This window comes from Paenibacillus qinlingensis, from assembly GCF_031455095.1.
Classification (GTDB): Bacteria; Bacillota; Bacilli; order Paenibacillales; family NBRC-103111; genus Paenibacillus_E; species Paenibacillus_E qinlingensis_A.
Window position 1 is genome coordinate 15,610 of the sequence record NZ_JAVDSB010000031.1, and the last position, 21,383, is coordinate 36,992.

General features: G+C 46.8%; 19 protein-coding genes. 5 read left to right on the forward strand and 14 right to left on the reverse strand.

Annotated elements, in window-relative coordinates:
- Positions 1 to 49 precede the first annotated feature (49 nt).
- From J2736_RS33360 to J2736_RS33385, 6 genes are all read right to left on the reverse strand, one after another.
- Positions 50 to 448 carry a hypothetical protein gene (locus J2736_RS33360; RefSeq protein ID WP_310502831.1) on the reverse strand — a complete coding sequence of 133 codons (399 nt, stop codon included), beginning with the start codon at positions 446 to 448 and terminating at the stop codon, positions 50 to 52.
- A gap of 111 nt (positions 449 to 559) precedes the next feature.
- Positions 560 to 1,825, reverse strand: a complete 1,266-nt coding sequence (locus tag J2736_RS33365; RefSeq protein ID WP_310502832.1) for an MFS transporter — start codon at positions 1,823 to 1,825, stop codon at positions 560 to 562.
- Positions 1,822 to 2,271 carry a MarR family winged helix-turn-helix transcriptional regulator gene (locus J2736_RS33370; RefSeq protein ID WP_310502833.1) on the reverse strand — a complete coding sequence of 150 codons (450 nt, stop codon included), beginning with the start codon at positions 2,269 to 2,271 and terminating at the stop codon, positions 1,822 to 1,824. Before J2736_RS33370 ends, J2736_RS33365 begins: the two co-directional genes overlap by 4 nt.
- A 419-nt stretch (positions 2,272 to 2,690) precedes the next feature.
- Positions 2,691 to 3,779 (reverse strand): lactonase family protein, encoded by a 1,089-nt coding sequence (locus J2736_RS33375; RefSeq protein WP_310502834.1) that lies wholly within the window; start codon positions 3,777 to 3,779, stop codon positions 2,691 to 2,693.
- Complete coding sequence (locus tag J2736_RS33380; RefSeq protein WP_310502835.1) at positions 3,760 to 4,419, reverse strand: DUF2238 domain-containing protein; 660 nt, start codon at positions 4,417 to 4,419, stop codon at positions 3,760 to 3,762. Before J2736_RS33380 ends, J2736_RS33375 begins: the two co-directional genes overlap by 20 nt.
- A 102-nt stretch (positions 4,420 to 4,521) precedes the next feature.
- Positions 4,522 to 5,367 carry a helix-turn-helix transcriptional regulator gene (locus J2736_RS33385; protein WP_310502836.1) on the reverse strand — a complete coding sequence of 282 codons (846 nt, stop codon included), beginning with the start codon at positions 5,365 to 5,367 and terminating at the stop codon, positions 4,522 to 4,524.
- A gap of 134 nt (positions 5,368 to 5,501) precedes the next feature.
- Between J2736_RS33385 and J2736_RS33390 the strand changes: the two genes are divergently transcribed.
- The 4 genes from J2736_RS33390 to J2736_RS33405 all read left to right on the forward strand — a co-directional run bounded on the left by J2736_RS33390 (position 5,502) and on the right by J2736_RS33405 (position 9,199).
- A complete protein-coding gene (locus J2736_RS33390; protein WP_310502837.1) occupies positions 5,502 to 6,503 on the forward strand; it encodes a Gfo/Idh/MocA family protein in 1,002 nt (333 codons plus the stop codon).
- A gap of 24 nt (positions 6,504 to 6,527) precedes the next feature.
- Entirely contained in the window at positions 6,528 to 7,466 is a 939-nt protein-coding gene (locus tag J2736_RS33395) for an aldo/keto reductase (RefSeq protein ID WP_310502838.1), read from the forward strand.
- Positions 7,467 to 7,634: 168 nt separating this feature from the next.
- Positions 7,635 to 8,201 carry a c-type cytochrome gene (locus J2736_RS33400; protein ID WP_310502839.1) on the forward strand — a complete coding sequence of 189 codons (567 nt, stop codon included), beginning with the start codon at positions 7,635 to 7,637 and terminating at the stop codon, positions 8,199 to 8,201.
- A 242-nt stretch (positions 8,202 to 8,443) separates the two neighbouring features.
- Positions 8,444 to 9,199 carry a DeoR/GlpR family DNA-binding transcription regulator gene (locus tag J2736_RS33405; RefSeq protein ID WP_310502840.1) on the forward strand — a complete coding sequence of 252 codons (756 nt, stop codon included), beginning with the start codon at positions 8,444 to 8,446 and terminating at the stop codon, positions 9,197 to 9,199.
- A 54-nt stretch (positions 9,200 to 9,253) separates the two neighbouring features.
- Here the strand turns inward: J2736_RS33405 and J2736_RS33410 are convergent, their stop codons facing one another.
- The 8 genes from J2736_RS33410 to J2736_RS33445 form a co-directional block, all read right to left on the reverse strand.
- Positions 9,254 to 10,516 carry an MFS transporter gene (locus J2736_RS33410; protein ID WP_310502841.1) on the reverse strand — a complete coding sequence of 421 codons (1,263 nt, stop codon included), beginning with the start codon at positions 10,514 to 10,516 and terminating at the stop codon, positions 9,254 to 9,256.
- 159 nt (positions 10,517 to 10,675) lie between these two features.
- Positions 10,676 to 12,307, reverse strand: coding sequence for a beta-N-acetylhexosaminidase (gene nagZ, locus J2736_RS33415; protein WP_310502842.1), 1,632 nt, complete (start codon positions 12,305 to 12,307; stop codon positions 10,676 to 10,678).
- Positions 12,308 to 12,336: 29 nt separating this feature from the next.
- Positions 12,337 to 13,152 carry a carbohydrate ABC transporter permease gene (locus tag J2736_RS33420; RefSeq protein WP_310502843.1) on the reverse strand — a complete coding sequence of 272 codons (816 nt, stop codon included), beginning with the start codon at positions 13,150 to 13,152 and terminating at the stop codon, positions 12,337 to 12,339.
- A complete protein-coding gene (locus J2736_RS33425) occupies positions 13,149 to 14,033 on the reverse strand; it encodes a carbohydrate ABC transporter permease (protein WP_310502844.1) in 885 nt (294 codons plus the stop codon). Before J2736_RS33425 ends, J2736_RS33420 begins: the two co-directional genes overlap by 4 nt.
- Before the next feature lie 14 nt (positions 14,034 to 14,047).
- Positions 14,048 to 15,394, reverse strand: a complete 1,347-nt coding sequence (locus J2736_RS33430) for an extracellular solute-binding protein (RefSeq protein ID WP_310502845.1) — start codon at positions 15,392 to 15,394, stop codon at positions 14,048 to 14,050.
- A 94-nt stretch (positions 15,395 to 15,488) separates the two neighbouring features.
- Positions 15,489 to 17,087 carry a response regulator gene (locus J2736_RS33435; protein WP_310502846.1) on the reverse strand — a complete coding sequence of 533 codons (1,599 nt, stop codon included), beginning with the start codon at positions 17,085 to 17,087 and terminating at the stop codon, positions 15,489 to 15,491.
- Positions 17,084 to 18,898, reverse strand: a complete 1,815-nt coding sequence (locus J2736_RS33440; protein ID WP_310502847.1) for a cache domain-containing sensor histidine kinase — start codon at positions 18,896 to 18,898, stop codon at positions 17,084 to 17,086. The genes J2736_RS33435 and J2736_RS33440 overlap by 4 nt, the downstream gene beginning before the upstream one ends.
- Positions 18,899 to 18,933: 35 nt before the next feature.
- Positions 18,934 to 19,371, reverse strand: coding sequence for an OsmC family protein (locus J2736_RS33445; RefSeq protein WP_310502848.1), 438 nt, complete (start codon positions 19,369 to 19,371; stop codon positions 18,934 to 18,936).
- Between the two features lie 651 nt (positions 19,372 to 20,022).
- On the opposite strand from J2736_RS33445, the gene J2736_RS33450 reads away from it, so the two are divergent.
- Positions 20,023 to 20,703: an endonuclease domain-containing protein gene (locus tag J2736_RS33450; protein ID WP_310502849.1), complete on the forward strand. Its 681-nt coding sequence runs from the start codon at positions 20,023 to 20,025 to the stop codon at positions 20,701 to 20,703.
- The last annotated feature ends 680 nt before the right edge of the window (positions 20,704 to 21,383 follow it).

The window sequence follows — 21,383 nt, forward strand, 5'->3', positions numbered from 1 at the left end:
GGAGCTAAGCGATGAAGTTCGCTAGCCCCTTTTTTTTACATGTATCTTTTTAAGAAATTTTGGCAAGTGTCTCTTGCTGATGCTCGCGGATCAGAAAGCGTATGTAATCGACGGTTGTATCTTTTACTTTCTTGGCTTCTTCCAACGTAGCGAAGCTGTATTCAGCATAATCCGTGCTTTCATACTTGTGCAACTCTTCATTGTTCATGCCAAGTGTGGAAAAGTTATGAACGAGCTCATGAGATGTTCTAGAATCCACATTTTTCACAAAAATATCTTTCGAAAAGAATGATCCCTGTTTCTCCACTTTAAAAATAACGCGAAACGGTTTCTCCTTATCCGAAACAAAACATTTAATGACAACGTCGATTTCCATCGTTTTGTAATCCACAGTGTGCTTCGGTTCCTGCATAGGTTTCTGCATCCATTTCTTCAATATCCCCAGCACAAGATCCCTCCTCACACATGAACTTATGCTCATATTGTAGCGAATCCCTATTAAATTGACAACCCAAATGATAGAATCTTTATAATATAAAATATTGATTACACTCGTATTTCAAGCTAGTTCCTGCTCGTTAAGAGATTTCGTAGTGAGCGATGACTTGTATTTCCACGTAATGAACAAACAGAGAAGACCCGTCAGGACCCCACAGGCCACGAATGCCCCATTTGCCCCAAAACGATCTGCAATGAATCCAGAAAACAAGCTGCCAATCGGCGTAGATCCAGCAAATACAAGCGCATACACACTCATAACACGTGCGCGATACTCATCCTTCGCATACATTTGCAGTGCTGAGTTACTATTCGTCGCGAATAAAATGTTAAAGAATCCTGTGCATGCAAGTAGTGCTCCACACACCCAGACCGAGCCGCTCAGCCCATTCAAAATTAAGCAAATAGCGACCATACAGCTCGCAAACATGCTCACCTTCAGCTTCGGCCCCCGCTTACTGCGAAATGACATCGTGAGTGCTCCCGCAAGCGATCCCACCCCCAAACAGGACATCAGCGTTCCATAAGTCGTCTCTCCCATGTGCAGCACATTTTTCGTAAACACCGGAATGAGGATATTAAAATTAAAAGCAAGCGTCCCAATAACAGTCACAAGCAGGACAGTGGGCGACAAAATAGGATCTTTGGCAATATATACGATACCATCCTTAATTTCCTTCAAAATGCCTTCCTTTGCTCTAATCTTACGAACATAAGGCGCTGCTTCAATATGAATTAATCCATAGAGCACAGCCAGAAAGCTGAACCCATTCAGCAAAAAGCACCAGCCAGCCCCCAACCACGCCATCATCACGGCGCCAATGGAAGGTCCTACAATTCTTGCCATGTTAAACGTCGTCGAGTTGAGCGCAATCGCATTCATCAGATCTTCTTTCCCTACGATTTCCACATTAAACGACTGTCTCGTGGGCATATCCAACGTATTATTTAAGCCTAGAAGCAGTGCTAGAACAAGAATATATTCATATTTCACCGTATCTGTAAGCACCAAAGCAGCCAACGCGAAAGCGAGCGTCATTGAAACCGTTTGTGTCAAGATAAGAATCTTCTTCTTAGGGAATTTATCAACAATAATACCGGCAAACAACGAGAATAATAGAATCGGTAAAAATTGGCATGCTGCTACAATCCCAAGTTTGAGAGACGATCCCGTTAGCGTTAACACTAGCCAGGACTGACCGATATTTTGCATCCAAGTACCGATGAGCGAGACACACTGCCCTAACCACATATACCGATAATTTTTGTGTGTCAGTGCATGAAAATGACGATCAATGAATACAGATCCCGCAGCCCTCACATTCATAGGTCTCCCTCTTCCTCAGCAAAGTGTGCCGCATTATGACCCATTTTTTCTAAAACGATAAGGGCCATCTGCTTCTCTTCATCCGACATGCCGAACGTCAATCGTTCCCGCCAATCGGTTAATACCTTGCGCACATCCTCTTTAATGCTACGGGCTTTTTCCGTCAAAAAAACTTCATTGCACCGCTTATCCTTTTCACTCACCTTGCGCGTTATGTAACCCTGCTCTTCTAGCTTTTTAAGCGCTTTCGCAGTCGTTCCTTTATCGATTTTCAAATAGTCGGACAGCTCCTCTTGCGTCAAGCCATCCTCTTTATAAAGCGCATTGAGGAAAATATGCTGACCTCTGCCGATCTCGAACTCCTTTAAGTGGTCACCGATGTACATCTGCCCGTACCGGTAAATCAGCGAGACCCACCTCGGTATCGAATTCCGCGTTTCTATCATCGCAACCCCTCCTGAAATCAAACTAACCTGCCGAATCGTTGCACTTGCCACTAATTTAGTTTACGCCGAATACGTTGCATCTGCAACTAATTTTTAGCGGAAATTTGAATAGCTTCCAGCGAAGCAACCTTAACAGCTTGCCAGCATATTAAGAAGCACGGCTGCTTCGTCCTAGGAAAGTCAGAATCTAAAAAAGATGCGAAAATGCATCCTTTTCCACCAGAGAAGTCGCGTTCTACTAAAAAGGTGCGAATATGCATCCTTTCCCTCCGCATTTATGCTTTTTATGGAATTTCGGTAAAAAAAGATGTATTTTCGCAGCAATTCTTCGATAAACGGGCTATTCTCCTTAAAAAGGATGTATTTTTGCAGTTCTCATGTAAAAGAAGGTGCAGAAACTACCTGCACCTTCCGATTAACTACAGAAACCTCACGCAAACCGGCCGCGATACCGCTGCCGTGTGCCCGGTTTCTTGCAACATCCCCGTCTCCGCATCCCTGCGGAAGACAACGATGCTGTTCGAATCCTGGTTCGCCGCGAGCAGGAACTCGTCCTGCGGCGAAAGGGCGAAGTTCCGCGGCGTCCGCCCCCGCGTGGACTGCCAACCCACGACCGACAGCGTGCCGCTGTCTCGGTCAACCCCGTAAACCGCGATACTATCGTGTCCGCGGTTCGAGGCATACAAGAAACGGCCATCCTCGGAGAGATGGATGTCCGCACAATAGCTGACGCCTCCGAAGTCCTCCGGCAGCGTCGACAAGGTCTGGACCGCGGCCAAACTGCCCGCGGCCGCCTCATAAGACAGCACCGTCACGGTGCTGTCCAGCTCATTGATCGCGTACACGAAGGTACTGTTCGCGTTAAACACCAGATGCCGCGGGCCCGCGCCCGGCTTCAAAGCTGCTGTGCCGTGCAGCAGCAGCTCGCCGCTCTCCGCGTCAATGCGGCTCACGATCAGCCGATCCAGGCCGAGATCGGCTGCAACGGCAAACCGATTGTCCGGAGACGGAACAATCGAGTGCGCGTGCGGCGCTTCTTGGCGATCCGCCTGCGGTCCAAGCTCCCCCTCGTGCTTAATCAGCTGCGTATGTTCTCCCAAACCGCCTCTTGCTTCAACGGGGAACACAGTCACATCGCCGCTTAAATAATTGGCCACATATACCTTACGGTTCGCGGCATCCAAGCTGATATAGCAGGGTGCAGAACCATCTGCCGGTTGTTGATTGATTCGGCTCAATCTCCCTGTACCTGCTTCAATTGCGTACGCCGCTGCTGAGCCCCCAAAACGTCCCTCGTACGTTTCAGTTTCACTCACAGCGTATAGAACCGTTCCTTCTTTGTTCACCTCTAAGAACGAAGCATTAGGTAAATCGCTATACGTTTCGACCAGCGTCAACTCACCATTTTGCCCATTAAAGCTATATAAAGAAATCCCCTCCGGATGTTCTTCATTCGTGTAGGAACCGATATAAACCAATTGTACCATCTTACAATTTTGCCTCCCCAATATCACTAGAATTAGTTGTCGCTTTCCATCGCTTGCTCCATGCGGTAACCAACATCCCGATGATTGCCCCGTATAAGGCAAGCTCCATATCATGCTGCGCATCCCACGGATCCCCTTGTGCACCGACAAATAGAGTACCAATTTCAAGTGCAACGATGTTCGCTACCCACATTTCAATAAGCTCATAGAACGCACCCATTGCCAACACGATAACACACGTCATCACATAAATCCATCTTCTCCCAAGCTTCGTCCACGCTGCCATGCCTTCATAAATCGGATAGGCGCATAGTAAGCCAAAACACAGATGAACCAGCCGATCGAAATGATCGCGTTCAGACCCGAATAGGCCTCGCAACCAAGGATCGAACCAAGTTCCATTATACGAAAAGTGGGCTCCAATGCTGTGCAGCAACAGAAAGCTAGCAAGCAATCCATAAGTTAGATTGGAAAATACAAACCACCTATACGTAGCCACAAGGCCAATTAATGCTGCCCAAATCAATAAATTTTCCAACACCCAATCCCCTCGACTATGAGGGCTAATCGCTAACCATCCCCAAGCACCTAGCCAGATCACCATCATCCCATGCAACATCCAATTCGTTCTAAAAGCCTTTTTACTCGCTTTACTTTGCATCTGCACAGCCCCCTTTTCGTCTCTACAAACTAAGGGTACCGTGCATCGTTATCTTCCAAAAGTACTAACTTTTTCTAGTACCGCACAGAGCTGTTCGCTCTTTTAAGTGAACAAACCTTTCATATAGAGGCTGCGAAACTCACTCGGTGTCATCCCTTCATGCTCATGAAATCGCTGATTGAAATAGCTTGCAGAGGTATAGCCCGCTTCCATCGCGATATCCTTGATCGGCCAATTTTCTTTCTCAATCAACCGCTGCTTCGCGAATTGAATCCGACAAAGCGTAATGAACGAGAGGGGTGTCATCGAGGTCGCTTTGCGGAATATTTTGCAAAAATAGTACGTACTCACGCCTGTTTGCTCTGCCCACTCCTCCAGATTAAAAGGCTCACAGGCTCTGCTCTGCATCTCTGGAAGTAAAGCTAGTATCCGATCCACAGATTCCGTTCCGCGATTGACCGTTAACGGGGTAGCATAGCTCATGAATTCACATAAAATCATATAATTTAATGTGCTCAATTGTGTCGGACGTAGAATTTGGTAATGTTCAGCTTCTAAGAGCAGTTCATTGAACGCTTTCTCCAGCTCGGCACTTCTTTTTAACGTCCACAGATTGCGCAAAAAACCTTTCTCCAACAGAAATTCCTTAATCTGATCCCCATAAAAATGCACCCAGCGAATATCCCACGGATCATCTTTCGAACTGTAATAACGCTGCTCTTGATAGGGCGGAAATAAGAAGGCATCTCCCTTCTGCAACGTGTACAGCTGCCCTTCCAGTTCCACGTATCCCTTCCCTGCGATGACAAAATGCAAACTATACGTCGACCACAAGCCCTCTGGGCGCTCCACTTCATGATTGGATTCTTCGCGATACCAGCCTACGGATTCTGGGAATAGGAAGTAAGCCGATTGCTGTAAAGTAGGTAACATGACATGACGGCGCATCTAATCAGACCTCATTTCTAATGACAATATTACGATAGTCTATTCAATATATTGTTATATTCATTTTAATTAACTCATTTTATAATAGCAATATAACGTTACACATTCCGCTTCAAAAAAGGAGAAATACGATCATGACTAAACTACGTTGGGGAATATTGGGCTGTGCGGGCATTGCCATCCGTGCCTGTATTCCGGGGATTCAGCAATCGCAAACAGGTGTTGTAAGTGCAATCGCAAGCCGAAATTTAGAAAAATCACAAGAGGTTGCCGCTCGTCTTGATATCCCGAAAGCTTATGGAAGCTACGAAGAATTAATCGCCGATCCTGAGATCGATGCTATTTATATTCCACTCCCGAACCATTTACATAAAGAGTGGACTATCCGAGCTGCTAGGGCTGGTAAGCATGTGCTGTGCGAAAAACCTGCCGCTTTAACGACAGCCGAAGTTCAAGAAATGGTAACAGCCAGTGAAGAAGCCGGCGTGCTGTTTGCCGAAGCTTTCATGTATCGCCACCACCCTCGCTACGAGCGTGTGAAAGCCATCATCCAATCCGGCGAAATCGGTGATATTCGTGGTATTCACGGCGCATTTACATTCAGCAATCCCAATGATAGCAAAAATGTTCGTTATGTCCGCGAATGGGGCGGCGGCTCGGTTTATGATGTTGGCTGCTACCCGTTAAGTGCCGCTAGATTTTTGCTAGAGCGTGAGCCTGAGGCTGTTACCACGCATGCCTTCTTCTCCCCCGAGCATGATAACGTCGACATGATGATGTCCGGACTTGTGGAGTTCAGCGGCAATGTTGCCCTTACTTTTGACTGTGGAATGTGGGCTTCGTTCCGTAACACGCTAGAGATTCTCGGTTCAAAAGGTCGCATCGTTATTCCTTCGGCATTTGTAACACCAACGGAAGAATCCGGTCATTTCCAAGTGTATGTTGGCAATGAGCAGCGCGAAGAAAAAGTACCATTCCTTAACCAATACGCCCTGCAAGCTGACGACATGGCTTATGCAGCATGGGGTGAGAAAGCCCTGCGTTTCCCTGCACAAGACGCTATTTTAAATATGCGAGTCATCGACGCCTGCTTGCAATCTGCATCAGAGCGTTCACGCGTAAAACTTGAATACTAATTTGATCGAGAGGCTGGGGAACTCATGAAACATATTCAAATTAAAGGATTAGATAAACCGGTATCTTCGTTGGTGATGGGCTCTGATTTTTTTAGATTAGACAACAAGCAAGAAGTAAGTGATATCCTTCAACACTATCTCGCAATTGGCGGGAACACCATTGATACTGCTCACGTTTATTGCGGTGGGCAAAGCGAGCAAGCGATCGGCATTTGGTTGGAAGAAACGGGTAAAAGAGAAGAAATGGTGATCTTCACGAAAGGCGCTCACCATGATCAAAATGGTCCGCGTGTGAATGCGGAAGCTATTCGCCACGACCTCCTGACAAGTCTAGATCGGATGCGTACGGACTATATCGATTTGTACGGTTTACATCGGGATGACCCTGCAACTCCTGTCGGTGTCATTGTTGAAGCGCTGAATGAGCATCTAGAAGCTGGCCGTATTCGTGCCTTCGGCGGTTCTAACTGGACGCATCAGCGTTTGCAAGAAGCAAATGACTATGCCGCTAAGCATGGGCTTGTCGGCTTTAGCTTCAGCTCGCCTAACCTCAGTCTCGCGAAGCCAAATGAGCCATTCTGGGCGGGCTGTGTATCCGCAGATGAGGAAACGTTGCGCTGGCACGAAGATCAGCAGTTTCCACTGCTGTCCTGGTCTTCGCAAGCGCGCGGTTTCTTCACGGGCCGGTTCTCGCCGGAAATTCGCGATAACGCTGATCTTGTTCGCGTATTCTACAGCGACGCGAACTGGACACGGCTGCAGCGCGCAAAGGAGCTCGCGCAGGAGAAAGGCGTCAGCGCGATCCAAATCGCGCTCGCTTACGTGCTAAGCCAGCCGTTCCCGGCGTGCGCGCTGATCGGAGCGCGCACAGAGGCCGAGATGGTCTCCTGCCGCGATGGCGCAGAGCTTGTGCTTTCGGCGCAGGAGCTAGCCTGGCTTGATCTGACCGGAGCTACCGTGTAGCTCCGATTACCCTTCCAGCGCAACGCGTACAGCCCAGCAAGCCCGTGGTACCTAGGGCTTTGCTGGGCTTTTTGCACGCATTTTGGTAACACATGCGATCATGAGAAAACCAAAAGCCATTTTCCAACGTTACCTAAAGTAGAATCTACGAGAAGGAGTTGGATGGCTTTGAACAAATGGATACATCTAAGCATTTGTGGAATGATCGTACTCGCTGCCACAGGGTGCAGCGAACAAGATGCCGAACCAGCGGCCAGCTCCCCAGCCGCTGTCATCGCTTCGCCGTCACCTGTAACGACGGCGGTTGCATCTGCTACGCCGACTCCACAAGTGTCGGCTCAAGCTGCGGCGACGGCAACCCCGCCGCCTGCTGCCAGCACTTCGCCACAACCGCAAGCGGCGGCAACACCTTCACCATCGCCTACGCCGGCCCCTGCAACCCCGGCGCCAACGCCTTCCCCTGTGCCTACCGTCAAGCCAGAGGCGACGGTAAGCACCACGCCTAGCACCAGCGCGAAGGCCGAGCTGCTGTACAAAGACAACTGTCTAGCCTGCCATGGCGCTGGCCTTACGGGTGACTACGGTCCGAACCTGACGAAAGTCGGTTCGCGCAGAACAAAAGATCAAATCGCCGCGCAAATCATGAACGGCAAAGTCGAAATGCCGCCTTTCAAAGACAAGTTGAAAGCAGAAGATATCGAAGCATTAGCGAATTGGCTCGCAGCCAAAAAATGAGCATACGGACTAAGAACGAAAGCAGGCATTCCCTTTAATACGGATGCCTGCTTTTCTCTGTTTTGCTAATAATGCTCACTTCAAGCAAAAACGCTCCCATAAACGGCTGTTGCACGCAGGATCAGATGGACGACCATTCGTTCCCATGATAAGATGTAAGAAGTATCATTTTTTAGCAGAATAAGCATGATTACATAGAATCGTTACTTAGCTTTCCAGACCGAAAGCTGTTAGGGGGTACCATGGGAAAGACCGATGTTCGCCGAGATGCCATCATGCATGCGATCAAAGATAAAGGCTCCATTGCCTTGACCGATATTGTGAAACAATTCAATGTCTCTGAAGCGACAGCACGTCGTGATTTAGAAATTCTTGAGCAAGAGAAGCGCTGTATCCGCACCTTTGGCGGGGCTGTACTCGAGAGTTTAAAAGTGGAAGTCCCTTTCTTTAATAAAATGGACCTCTACACCGACGAGAAAAAAGAAATCGCTGACAAAGCTCTTCGATACATCGAAGATGGCGATATTATCGGCTTAACGGGCGGAACGACAACAACCTTTATCGCCAAAAAGCTGAACCAATTCAAAAACTTAACCGTTATTACCAATGCCGTAAACATTGCCTACGAGCTCATCGGCACACCAGGGTTGCAGCTGATTTTGACAGGTGGTGTGATTCGCACACAAACCTTTGAACTTTCCGGCCCGCTGGCCAATGCCACACTTGAGAACCTCAGCATCCGCAAAACGTTCATGGGCTGTGACGGCATCTCTCTTTCTCGCGGCATGATGATCTACAATGAACTAGAGGCCGAGACGAATCGCCGGATGATGAAACAATCCATGGAAACGTATCTCGTAGCCGATCACTCCAAGTTTAGCCGAAGCTCCCTATTTGTGATTGGCGAAGTACAAGAAGCCGTCGGCATCATTAGCGACTCCTCCATCACGCCCGAAATGAAGCTGGCCTTCAAGGAATCAGGAGCGCCATTTCTTTAAAACAAAAAGCGATATCCCTAGCCATCTGGCCAAGAGATATCGCTTTTTCGTTGATTATTTCATTTCACTGCTCGCCTGTGGAATTGGAGCCGACTTCATTTTCAGAGAAGGCACCATAATAAGCACACCAATCACAAAGAGTAACGCCGATGTCAGGTAAATCGATTCTAGTGAGAATGTTGCTTTTAGCGTCCCAGCCAAACTCATGGTAATGACCATGGACCCCATAAACAGCGGTGTAAGTATACCATTTACGCGCCCAACGAAAGACTCCTCCGTATTCCCAAGGATCAGCGTACTAATTCCGATCTGGATGGCTGGCATCACAAGACCTGAGACGAACTGCAAGAGAAGAGCTAACCACACCAAGTGAGTCATCCCAATCATGGCAAAAGTCAGTGCGCTAACTGCCATACCGACCGTGAGCATCGCTTGCGGGGTTATTTTTTTGGCAAAAGCCATTGTAACGCCCCCACCGACGATCATAGCGGCCCCATTGGCTACCATGAACCACTGTAGGTTCGCTTTTTCTAAGCCCAGATGCTCCGTTACAAGGAAGATACCTAAAGGACTTATTAACCCAACCGCCAAACCTGCTGCTGCAAAACAACCACCAAGGATGACAAGCATTCTGTTCTTCATCACATAACGGAAGCCTTGACCCATTTCTGTGAAAATATGCGTTGTCCGCGGCTCGGATGACGCATCATCTTTGCGATCCTTAGGAAGGAAGGTAAGTACGAAGGCTGAGAGCAAGAAGCAAGCTCCCATGATAGCAACCGCCACTTCGATGCCGAAGCGATAGTAGATGAATGAGCCCAGCATAGGTCCCAGAATCATGAATATCGCCATCATAGACTGAAACATGGACATCCCCATTTGCATTTGTGAAGCAGGGACATGTACTTTAAATAGCTTCATATTGGAAGGTTGCGAGAATTGCGAAAGTATGGAGGATACTAAAGTAGCAAAGAAAATCGCCTTCCAAGATCCCATATACAAGGTAATCAAAATAACAAACACAGAAGCTGCGCTAAGCAAATCGCACCAGACCATGGTCAGCCTAGGCCGCCACCGATCGGCGAACGCCCCGCCGATAAAAGAGAAGATAAAGATTGGCGCGAATTCGGCAACAGATATTAAAGATAATGAGTAAGGATCATTATTCGTCATATCTGTCACATAGAGTAGAATTGCGAAGTTACGTATCCAAATTCCAATTTGAAGGAGAACGCCTGAAAGCATAATCGTTTGAACGAATCGATTGCTAAAAAACGATCGCATCGTTGGCTCAGATTGAGCATTTGCAAGACTCATGAGTAAGAATACACCCCTTTGTAAAATAGGTTGCCTGTGTACCGTGAAATGCGTGCATAGTTCCTACGTGAAAGTAGCGTAAAAGTTACACAAGCCTTTCTGATTTTACAAGAAGATGATTCATTTAGCTAGATAATAATTCGCTATACCTAACTTTCCCTATTCCTGTCTCCAACCAATCGGATATTGCTCAGACAAAGTCACAGGTAACCGCCCAACGGCTGCTTCGCGTCCCAGCAACACATTAGCTAGAGAAACCATCGCCAGTGGGCGATTCTCATAACAAGCATAGTACGTTTTCACTTCTGGGAATTCCAGCAAGTCATATGGATTACGCCCTGCTGCTACAATTAGATGCAGCCCATCCAATTTGGCCAAAGCTCTAACCAGCGCGGTTTGCCCCAAGGAGAAGGTAGCATTGTAGGTAACGATAACAACTTGCTCTACGTTTTCGCAAAGTTTGATCATCTCTGCAATATCCTCATAACTTGGTTGGAGCCCTAAGTACACTTCACGAACCGGCTCCCCAGTCAACTCGGACAACACGCTGCCCAGCGTTCCCTCACGATCAACAACCTCATCGATTTCCGTCCCCGATTGCACTTCTGTCCAAATCACGCACGTTTTATCGTTTATTTGCAGATTCTTGCCAACTTCATCTTTGACCTTGGTAATGCTTTTACGACTCAATTCTTTCGCTAGTTCCTGATGCTCAGGTGTCGAGATCGGCCCCTCCGGTATCGGGGTAAGTGTATCAAAACGAATATCACGCTTATATTTATACGTCATAATACGCAGTACAGACTCATCAAGGCGTGCCTCAGAAATACGACCACTTTCCACAGCGGCAATGACCGCTTCGATTGCAGCAATCTGACGCTCCAACTCATGACTAACGAGCAGAATATCTGCTCCCGCTTCTAACGCACGTACAGCCCCTTCCGCTACGCCAACGCCTTCCGAAATTGCCTTCATCTCTAAGCAATCCGTCACGATAAGCCCTTTGAATCCAAGCTCGCCGCGCAGTAATTCTGTCAGGATTTTATATGACAACGTTGAAGGCACACTGCTATCTTCCAACGATTCAAACACGACATGCGCGGACATGATGGCATCTACGCCGCCCTCTATCGCCTTGATGAATGGCGCTAATTCCAGCTCCATTAGTCGCTCCATGCTATGAGGTACAACGGGCAAATCATGATGAGAATCCGCAGTTGTATCCCCATGTCCAGGGAAATGCTTCACCGTTGCAATAACACCCATGTCTTGCAAGCCTTTGACCGCATGGGTGCCCATATCCCCCACAATGGCCGCCGTTTCACCATACGAGCGAACGCCAATGACAGGGTTAAGTGGATTATTATTAATGTCTAAGCAAGGAGCCAAGTTCATGTTCACACCCATTTGACGAAGCTCTTTCCCCATCACCTTCGCGCTGGCGTACACGCCAGACGGTGAAAAGGCTGCACCCAATGCCATATTTCCCGGCAATAATGTTGCTCCTTTTTCGACTCGTGATACCATGCCGCCTTCTTGATCCACAGAGATAAATAACGGTTGCCCGCCGCTCTTCAAACTTACCCCTTGTAAGTCTGACGACAACTGAGCAAGCTGATGCGCATCCATCACATTCCGACGGAAATAAATAACGCCGCCAATCCCATATTGCTCGATTAATTGCTTAATGTGTGAATTCGGTGTCAGGGCATCAAAACCACATGCGAAGAGTTGTCCTACCTTTTGACGTAACGTAAGTGGTTTATGGTTCGTAGTTCGTGCTGTTGACATGTGTGTTCACGCTCCATGAGTGATTTATATTAAGTTTTCATATTTTCCATAATGCCTTTTTGTAAAAGGAGATACATCACGACCACAGGAATTATGCTGATCATGATCGCCGCGCAAAGTGAGCCATAGTTCATATTCAGTTGATCATAGAAAGCGACCATACTTACGGGCAGCGTCCGCAGCTTCTCTTTGGTCAAGAATAAATTAGCCATGATGAATTCATTCCAGCTTGTCAGAAAGTTCAGCATAAATACGGTAAACAGGGACGGCATAGATATCGGTACGATAAGTCGCCACAAAAGCCCGTAAATGGAAAGACCATCTATAATGCCCGCTTCTTCCAGTTCATTTGGGATCGAGGTAAGAAAGCTACTCACCATAAACACAGTCCAAGGCAACGCAAGTGTGATATAGGGCAGAATGAGCGCAAGCGGGGTGTTGTAGATGTGCAAATTCCGCATCAGCATGTAGAGGGGAACTAATAGCGAAGCCGCGGGCACAAGCAGTGCCAAGATCAGAATCCTTTTCAGAACAAGACTTAGCCTTGGGAATGACATGCGTGTTAATGCATAAGCCGTTGCCGTCCCTAAAGCGAGAGAGATAACAGCTGAAACTGTGGAATTGATCACACTATTCATAAAATAATGTCCCACATGCGCACCCGTCCAGGCGTTCCAATAATTCGATAATAAGAACTCAGTCGGAAGGGACCATGGAGCCGTAATGATTTCTTTATTGGTTTTAAAAGACGAATTCAGCGTCCACCCGAGTGGGAATAGAATCAACCCTATGTAAATTAGCAGAATCGCATGCGGAAACACACGACGAAGGAGGCTTCCTCTCACAATCGCACCTCCTCCTGTTTTCTAGTAAGCCAGCTGAATATTGACGTTAACAGGGATGTAAAAAGCAGGATCAACACAGCAATGCTGTTTGCGTAGCCATATTCGCCAATCCGATACGCTTTTTTTATCATATAGGAAGCCATAACTTCCGTGATGCCATAAGGATTTCCACCCGTCATGACCACTACAATATCCATCGCTTTCATGCCACCCGTAATAGATAGAAGCATCATCACGAAAATAACAGGTCTTAGCAGGGGCAGAATTACGTACCATGCTTGTCTGATGCTGCCAGCTCCATCCAATTGGGCAGCTTCTACCAAATGTTTCGGAATGGTGTTGATGGCCGATACCACAAGCACCACGTAAAACCCCATCCATTGCCAGGCATTTGTGACTAAAATAGCGAGCATCGCCGTCGCTCCGTCAGCCAACCAGGCATGCTGCCATCTTTTTAAACCGATCGCTTCCAAAGCTTGATTTAAGAGTCCAGCCTGAGGATGATAAATAAATTCCCAAAGCACACCTATCACCGCAGTCGACAGAATCGTCGGCAGGAAAATCATGGTTTTATAAAACCCAATCCAGCGCTTTATACGACTCACCATCAAAGCAATGGTAAGAATGATGGGAATTTGAATCCCGATGGAGAAGCCAATGAAAGACAGATTATTACGCACAGCAATCCAAAAGTACGGATCACGAAAAGCATCTATGAAATTGTCGAACCCATTAAACTTGGCATGGGAGATGCCATTCCACGATGTGAAACCGTAACGCAGCGACATGATCATGGGATAGATGAAAAATATCGCGAACATGAACAGTGTCGGTAAAGTAAAGAGTGTGTAGGCCCATGCATTTCTTCCCATTTTGTTCATATGTCATCCTACTACTATTTGGAATGGGTTTCTTCTTTATTCGAAGCCTCCTGCTGCTTCTGCAAATCCGCCATCAATGAGGCCGGATCTGTTCTTCCCCCAAGCAGCTCCTGCATCCCGCGCTCAAGCTTTTCACGAACCTTCGTCTGAATGCGGGAATCGAAAGCTGGGAAGGTTCCTTTACTTTTCGCAAATACATTCAAAATTTCAGTAATCAATGGATTCACTTGATTCGTATCTTGCAGCTTCATAGCAGGCGGCATTCCCTCTTCAACGAGTTGCCTTTTCTGCATGGATTCGGTGTACATTTGCTTAATAAATTCTTTGATCGCAATCAATTGCTCTGGCGTGACCTTCTGAGAGAAGCCATAGGCATTGGACCATCCACCATTGATAAATCCATCACCTGGTCCACCCATGGTAGGGAAGTTCATGAAGCCAACATGTTGAGCAATCACAGATTTCTCTGGATCTAGGAGCGGCGTGTTCGCCCAGCTGCCATCAAACATAAAGGCAGCGCCACCGCTGCTGAATGTATTCTGCTGCTCCGCATAGGCAAGCGCTAGACTGCCATCTTGAAAGTAGTCCTTCTGAATGAGCGACTGATACTGTTCAAAAGCTTTCAATACATCGGGGTCCGTCCAATGCTTGCTTCCATTCAGGAAGCCCTCTATCGAATCTGTTCCTGCTGTACGCACCCACATGGTATTAATCATCATATTAATAACCCATGAATCCTTAGCTGCCATGGCAAAAGGGGTGATCTTGGCAGCTTTCAGCTTCGCCGCTGCCGCGACAAGTTCAGCCCATGTTTGAGGCGCTTGAATCCCCTGATCGGCCAAAATCTTTTTGTTATAGTATAAGCCTTCCACATAACCAGCCATGGGAATCCCATAAATTTTGCCATTGACGGTGAATTCATCAAAACTATAAAACTTATCCGTTAAGCCTAGCTCTTGCAGAATAGGAGTGAGGTCTAGCAGCCGATTTGCCTTCACATAATCCTTCGTATCCGTGCCACCGAACAGATCAAAGACTTCTGGCGGATTGCCCGCAGCCATTTCTGCGCGCAGCTTTTCGAAACGATTCACCTTATCCTCAACGCCATCCAGCGTAATCGTTAAGCCAGGCACCTTCGCTTCTGTCGCTTTCACTACCTCCTGCAGCATGGCCAAACGCTTCTTCTGTGTATCTTTCACCTGTGTATGCCGGATGGTTAGCAGAATGGGTGCGTTCTGTCCCGTTTTACCGCCCGCCGCATCACTCTGTGTATCCGAATTGTCATTAAACATACTGCAAGCCGACAATGTGAGCGTGAGAGCCACCGCACCTGCGCTAAACATCAGTGTTCGTTTTCTCATCAACTAGGTTCTCCTTTACGCTTACCATTTAAGTATAATTGAACCCTTATATGTACTAAAGATAGATAAATTCCTAATCTAGGGGCAAATTCCTCTAGTTCCCTTCCTTTCGCTTATCCCGATACTCAGAAGGAATCTCGCCTGTGAACTTTTGAAATACTTTCGTAAAATAACGTCTTTCAATGTAGCCTACGCATTTCCCAATATCCGTAATGCTTTTGTCACTATGCAGCAACAAGGATTTCGCCTGCTCCATCCGATGCTTTGTCACATGCTCCACAAAGGTTTCCCCAAAATGTTGTTTAAATAACAAACTGAAATAGCTGGAGCTAATCCCTAGGCTGCCTGCAATATCCTCAATGCCAAAATCCGTCGAATAATTCGTACGCACATACTCTTTGGCCGCAGCCATCAGCAGCTCACTATTCTTTTTCTTGTTCGTCCCCTCCAGCCCGATTGATACAAGCTGTACCATAACCTGCAGGAGATGCGAGATGCTTTCGCTTTTATCCAGTTCACGCCAAATCTGCTCTTCCTCTCCGCTGTCGAGGGCATTCATTTCGCGCAGCTCACGCAGGACATGCAAGATCAGATAGTGCAGCATTTGATAGGCTCTGGCGATTGATCCTTCTGACAATCCTTCCAGCAGCAATTTGAGACGATCCAGCGCATCTTCCGTTTTGAGACGGTTCAACTGCTTCAGTCCTGTTACAATTTCCTCCACCAAAAACCAAAGTGAGCTGTTGGCATCAGCAGATTCTCTCACCTCTTTGTATGGCAGCACCGATTGATGCTTATCTAAATTCAGTTGCATGAAACGTTGCAGCTTTCGATACGTGTCCGCAAGTTGTTGCAAGCCAACAGGCCCAGGAAAATAGCCTACGCTGATCCCAAGCTTCACAGATTGAAGGACATTGTGTTGCAGTTTCGCTGCGACTTCGCTCAGCTTCGACGCTACAGAATCATGCTCAGCACCCTCCCACGCCATCAACAGCGACCATTCCCCTTCACGCATTTGCAAAACAGTAAACTGTGATTCTTCCTCTGCCAAGGAATCTTGCAGGACATTGCGCACGGCAAAGTTCCACAACTTCCGTTCTTGCTCTGTCCAAAGCAGTGATTTCTGCGAGTAATGATCGACGTCAATCATGGCGAAGACATAGCGCAGTGTATCCAAATCTCCTTGATCAATGGGAAGACTTGTGCTCGCCGTAATATCGGTATAGTCTAACAGGATATCCTGCAAAATCTTCTCATAGGCCAAGCTCTTTAGCTTCCCTAATTTGAGGAGTTCTTCTTGCTCGTTCTGTTTTTTAGCTCGAATTTCAACAGCCAATCGACGTATAGCGTTCTCAAGCTCTTCGTAATCGATCGGCTTCAGAATATAATCACTGACACCCACTCGTAGAAGTGAACGCACATATTCAAAGTCCTGATACCCCGTCACCATCAGCACGGTGCAATCTTCATTAATTTCCCGGAGCTTATGGATAAAAGCAATCCCGTCCATTTGCGGCATCCGAATATCACTCATCACGATGTCAGGGATATGCTGCACGCAAAGTTCTAGAGCCTCAAGACCGTTTTTGGCTGTGCCTACAATATCAATTTCGAGTTCTTCCCAAGGGATGACCGCCTGCAAATTACGTAAAATATTCGGCTCATCATCTGCCAATATGGCTTTCAGTCTCATGAGATATCGCCCTTCCTTTTCGGAATAACAACCTTCATCGTCGTGCCTTGACCTTCTAGTGAACAAATAAACATCCCATAGTGCTCCCCATATTGAATTCGGACACGATCCGCTACATTGCTTACACCAAGCCCTCTACGCTCTTCATTGGATTCCAGAATTTCATGAAAAGGCGTCTCCAGCTCTGTTTTATAATGGAATTTCGTTAATTTTTCGTTACTTATGCCAATGCCGTTATCCGTCACATACAACCCAATACGCTCTCCTTCGTCCACGACCTTTATCGTAATCAAGCCCATATAATCAATAGGTTCAAAACCATGCTGCAAACTGTTCTCGACGAGTGGCTGAAGCGTTAACTTCAAAACCTCTTCATTGAGCAGCTCTGGCGGCGCTTCAATCGTATATCGGAACTGATCCTCAAAGCGGAACTCTTGGATCTCCAAATAACTTCGCAAATGCTCAAGCTCTTGTTTCAGTGTAATTTCTTCTCGATTTTCCATCCCGATCCGCAGTAAATTCCCAAGACGAATGACCATCTGACTAACTTTCTTGCCTTGATTTTGAATCGCTAGCACATTGATGGACTCGAGTGTGTTGAATAAAAAATGAGGTTTAATCTGCGCTTGCAGCAGCATAAGCTCCGCTTTATTTTTCCGATCCTGCTGACGCTTCACTTCGTCGAGTAGATCTTCAACCCGCACAACCAGACTGTTAAAACCTCTTGCCAGCGCCGTTGTTTCGTCCTTCCCACTCACTTCCATTCGTGTAGTCAGATCCCCCCGCTCAACTTTTTTCATAGAGGAGAGCATACGAAGAATCAATTGAATAATACGTCTTACGAAGACGAGGTTATAGACGAGTGCAAAGAATAAACAAATAAACGTAATTCCTGCTACCAATTTCATAATCGTCTCAATTTCCCCAGCGACATATTTCCACGAGGTGACGGATACAACACTCCAGTCCTGAACACCCATCTGATTAATATTCAAATGATACAAGGAAATGAGGCTTTTTTCATTTTGAAAATTGGCCTGAAAGCTGTAATTGTTGCGTCCAAGATCTAATTTACCTTGGGTTAATTGTAGGACATTGGCTCCATCTAAACTTTGCTTATTATCATAGAAAATGAGTCCATTTTTGTTTATCAACAGATAACGCTTGGAGCTTTGTTCATTCGTATTGAAGGATTTGAAAATTTGATCGAGCTCATTAAATTTAAATTTCAACAACATATAGCCGAGATTATCCATCGTCCAAAAGTCTTTCACCATCCGCGCTTGATAAAACTCACCTCGGCCTGAACCGAACTCCTTGAATTCAGATGGTCCTATCCAAAGCGGACTGCCGTTCAGCTCTTGAATATGTTTGAACGCCAAACTTTGCTGAATCGTTGCCCATGGGATCGCATTCCCACTCGTTCTCCCTGCACTGAAAGATTTGCCAGCATTATTGTAAATGACTACGGACTGCACAGGGGAATACGTAAGGATCGAGCCGCGAAGCAACGTATCAAACGTATTTAAATCATAAGAGGAAAGAGGGTCGGTGTTCGGTTTTGTCGAATCTATCGTGCGATAAATCCCTTGAATGCTATCTTTCACCATCCAGAAATCAGAGAAATAGTTCGCTTCCTTGAACATGTAATAAATATTTCGTGAGATCGCTTGCAGCGTTACTTCTGTTAAATCACCATACTTCTTCTCAATTAGCTGCTGAGAGACCGTGTATACCGCGGACCCGAGTACGAACAACGGGATGATGATAAAAAGCAAAAAACCGATAAATACTTTTTTGTTCAAATTCATCGCTGCACGGCTCTCTTTCTCTATAGGTTGGACATTTAGGCAAAACGGATCTCAGGCTCTACGCTTATAGCGACATTGCCGCGCATTGCTTTACTAATCATACAGGTTTGTTCAGCACGGAATGCGGCTTTGTTTATTTTATCCAACTGCGCTTCTGTCGTATCCGACGGGACAGTGATGAGTGGACGATGAACGATCGCATTTACTTTCATCGTAGGCCGATTATGGACGTAGATCTGGGAGTTGAGCTCTAGGGATAGGATGCCTTCCCGTTGGAGCAGCGTGCCTAGTGTAATGATATAGCAGGTTGCCGCGGCACCGAGCAGCAGTTCTTCGGGGTTCGTCCCCACACCGGGACCGTCAAATGGACTAGGTACGGAAATGGGCGCTTGGAGGCCATCCGCTTGTATGTGACCTGTGCCATCAAGGCCGCCTGCCCAGGTTGCTTTTAGCATAAAGCTTTGTTCGGACATCGTTAACAACGCCTCTTTCTATTCAATACTTTCAAATCTCTGGTTGATTTGATTTTATTGTAAAGGAAGAGAGCACGCTTCACCAGCAGTTTGATGATTTCTGTCAAAAAACTGCAAAATGGTTATTCCCTAGTGCGTATCCACAACAAAAAAATCGTTCCCGCACCAAATCAGCACGAAAACGATTATCTACAATCAATTGATCTCTATGAAATTGCGTAATTCATGTGTTGGAATCAAAACAATGAAAGCCCTACCTCTCTTCCATCCTTGCGGCTCCAATGACCGCGCCAGTGCGAATTGCGTTACAAACACTTACTGCCGAAACACTTACGTTGCCTCGGGTTTACCATAAATGAGCTGATGGACTGCGCATTGGGAGAAAAACAAACAAGGAGAGGGGGTTACTTTCTTCTCGCTAATCGTTCGTGTGGGGTAAATTGAGGCTAAATATGAAGTGTTTATATGGTTTCATTTCAATCAATTTCAATAGTATATACTAGTAGTACAAGTATGTCAATACACTGGTGATATACGACGTGTGTATGCTAATATATAAACATAGTTGGTCGTAAAGCATACGCCGCTTTTCTATTTTCAGCCTTAGCTGATTTAGAGAAGCGGCTTTATTTATTTCAAGGAGGCATTCGCATGAAAATTGAATTTGAAGTAGCCTATAAAGGATTCATAGCAACCCACTCGTCTAGTCGAAAAGGTGACTCTCTTCGCAGACTGCTGGAGGGCCACAGCCATGCTGAAAAATTATTTCTCTGGCAGGTTTGGTGGCCTGCATTTAGAAGCTTTGTCGATCTTCATCCCGAATTTGAAGTGAAAGACTTCCGAGATGGCACTCGATTCCTTGATTTTGCTTTTATCAAACATACACTCAAACTTGCTATTGAAATTGATGGTTTCACAACTCACGCCTCGCAAATTAGCCGCTCCCAATTTTCGGATCACCTCATTCGTCAGAACCATCTAATCATTGATGGCTGGCGGATACTTCGATTCTCCTACGACGATATCAAAGATCGCCCCCGCATGTGCCAACAAATCTTACAGCAATTTATGGGGCGTTATCTGGGTATGAATGATGGTTCAGTCACATCGATGACCTATGTGGAAAAGGAAGTCTTGCGTCATGCCATAGCGATAGAGACGCCTCTTACAAACCAAGAAGTGTGCCAGGTTTTGTCCATTAAAGAGCAGAAAGCGCGCCAGCTACTCAAGGTCATGCATGAAAAAAAGCTCCTTGAAAGCGTCGGAAAAGGAACTCAGCGGATAAAATACTATCGTCCATCTACTGAGGCGCTGCAACTGTTGATGGGATAACATGCGAATTACCGCTGTAACCGCGTTTTTCAACGCTACAGCTTCGGCGGGGGTGACCTCCAACCCTTCTACGCGCTGTAACCGCGTTTTTCAACGCTACAGCTTCGGCGAGGGTGACTTCCAACCACTCTCCTCGCTGTAACCGCGTTTTTCAACGCTACAGCTTCGGCGAGGGTGACTTCCAACCACTCTCCTCGCTGTAACCATGTTTTTCAACGTTACAGCTTCGACCCGGGTGGATTCCAACCCTTCTCCTCGTTGTAACCGCGTTTTTCAACGTTACAGCGCGGCAACCGTGGCTTTCCCGTTGGAATCGCGCTTATACCTGCCTCCGAGACGTCGTATTACGACGTCTAAGTCTACCAACTAGCTACTCCAACACACTTCCGCCTACTCAGACGACGATTATCGCCCGCTCAGCGTAACTTCACCGCTCATTCACCTCTGAGACGTCGTATTTCGACGTCTCAGACTACCAACTAGCTACTCCAACTCACTTCCAGCCACCGAGACGTCGATTATCAACCGCTCAGCTTCACTCCACTGCACGTTCACCTCTGAGACGTCGTATTTCGACGTCTCAGACTACCAACTAGCTACTCCAACTCACTTCCAGCCACCGAGACGTCGATTATCAACCGCTCAGCTTCACTCCACTGCACGTTCACCTCCGAGACGTC

Excerpts from the sequence above, each read along its gene's own strand:
- J2736_RS33365 (WP_310502832.1), bottom strand. The coding sequence starts at position 1,825 with ATGAATGTGAGGGCTGCGGGATCTGTATTCATTGATCGTCATTTTCAT.
- J2736_RS33370 (WP_310502833.1), bottom strand. The coding sequence starts at position 2,271 with ATGATAGAAACGCGGAATTCGATACCGAGGTGGGTCTCGCTGATTTAC.
- J2736_RS33380 (WP_310502835.1), bottom strand. The coding sequence starts at position 4,419 with ATGCAAAGTAAAGCGAGTAAAAAGGCTTTTAGAACGAATTGGATGTTG.
- J2736_RS33385 (WP_310502836.1), bottom strand. The coding sequence starts at position 5,367 with ATGCGCCGTCATGTCATGTTACCTACTTTACAGCAATCGGCTTACTTC.
- J2736_RS33390 (WP_310502837.1), top strand. The coding sequence starts at position 5,502 with ATGACTAAACTACGTTGGGGAATATTGGGCTGTGCGGGCATTGCCATC.
- J2736_RS33395 (WP_310502838.1), top strand. The coding sequence starts at position 6,528 with ATGAAACATATTCAAATTAAAGGATTAGATAAACCGGTATCTTCGTTG.
- J2736_RS33405 (WP_310502840.1), top strand. The coding sequence starts at position 8,444 with ATGGGAAAGACCGATGTTCGCCGAGATGCCATCATGCATGCGATCAAA.
- J2736_RS33410 (WP_310502841.1), bottom strand. The coding sequence starts at position 10,516 with ATGAGTCTTGCAAATGCTCAATCTGAGCCAACGATGCGATCGTTTTTT.
- nagZ (WP_310502842.1), bottom strand. The coding sequence starts at position 12,307 with ATGTCAACAGCACGAACTACGAACCATAAACCACTTACGTTACGTCAA.
- J2736_RS33425 (WP_310502844.1), bottom strand. The coding sequence starts at position 14,033 with ATGAACAAAATGGGAAGAAATGCATGGGCCTACACACTCTTTACTTTA.
- J2736_RS33430 (WP_310502845.1), bottom strand. The coding sequence starts at position 15,394 with ATGAGAAAACGAACACTGATGTTTAGCGCAGGTGCGGTGGCTCTCACG.
- J2736_RS33435 (WP_310502846.1), bottom strand. The coding sequence starts at position 17,087 with ATGAGACTGAAAGCCATATTGGCAGATGATGAGCCGAATATTTTACGT.
- J2736_RS33440 (WP_310502847.1), bottom strand. The coding sequence starts at position 18,898 with ATGAATTTGAACAAAAAAGTATTTATCGGTTTTTTGCTTTTTATCATC.
- J2736_RS33445 (WP_310502848.1), bottom strand. The coding sequence starts at position 19,371 with ATGTCCGAACAAAGCTTTATGCTAAAAGCAACCTGGGCAGGCGGCCTT.
- J2736_RS33450 (WP_310502849.1), top strand. The coding sequence starts at position 20,023 with ATGAAAATTGAATTTGAAGTAGCCTATAAAGGATTCATAGCAACCCAC.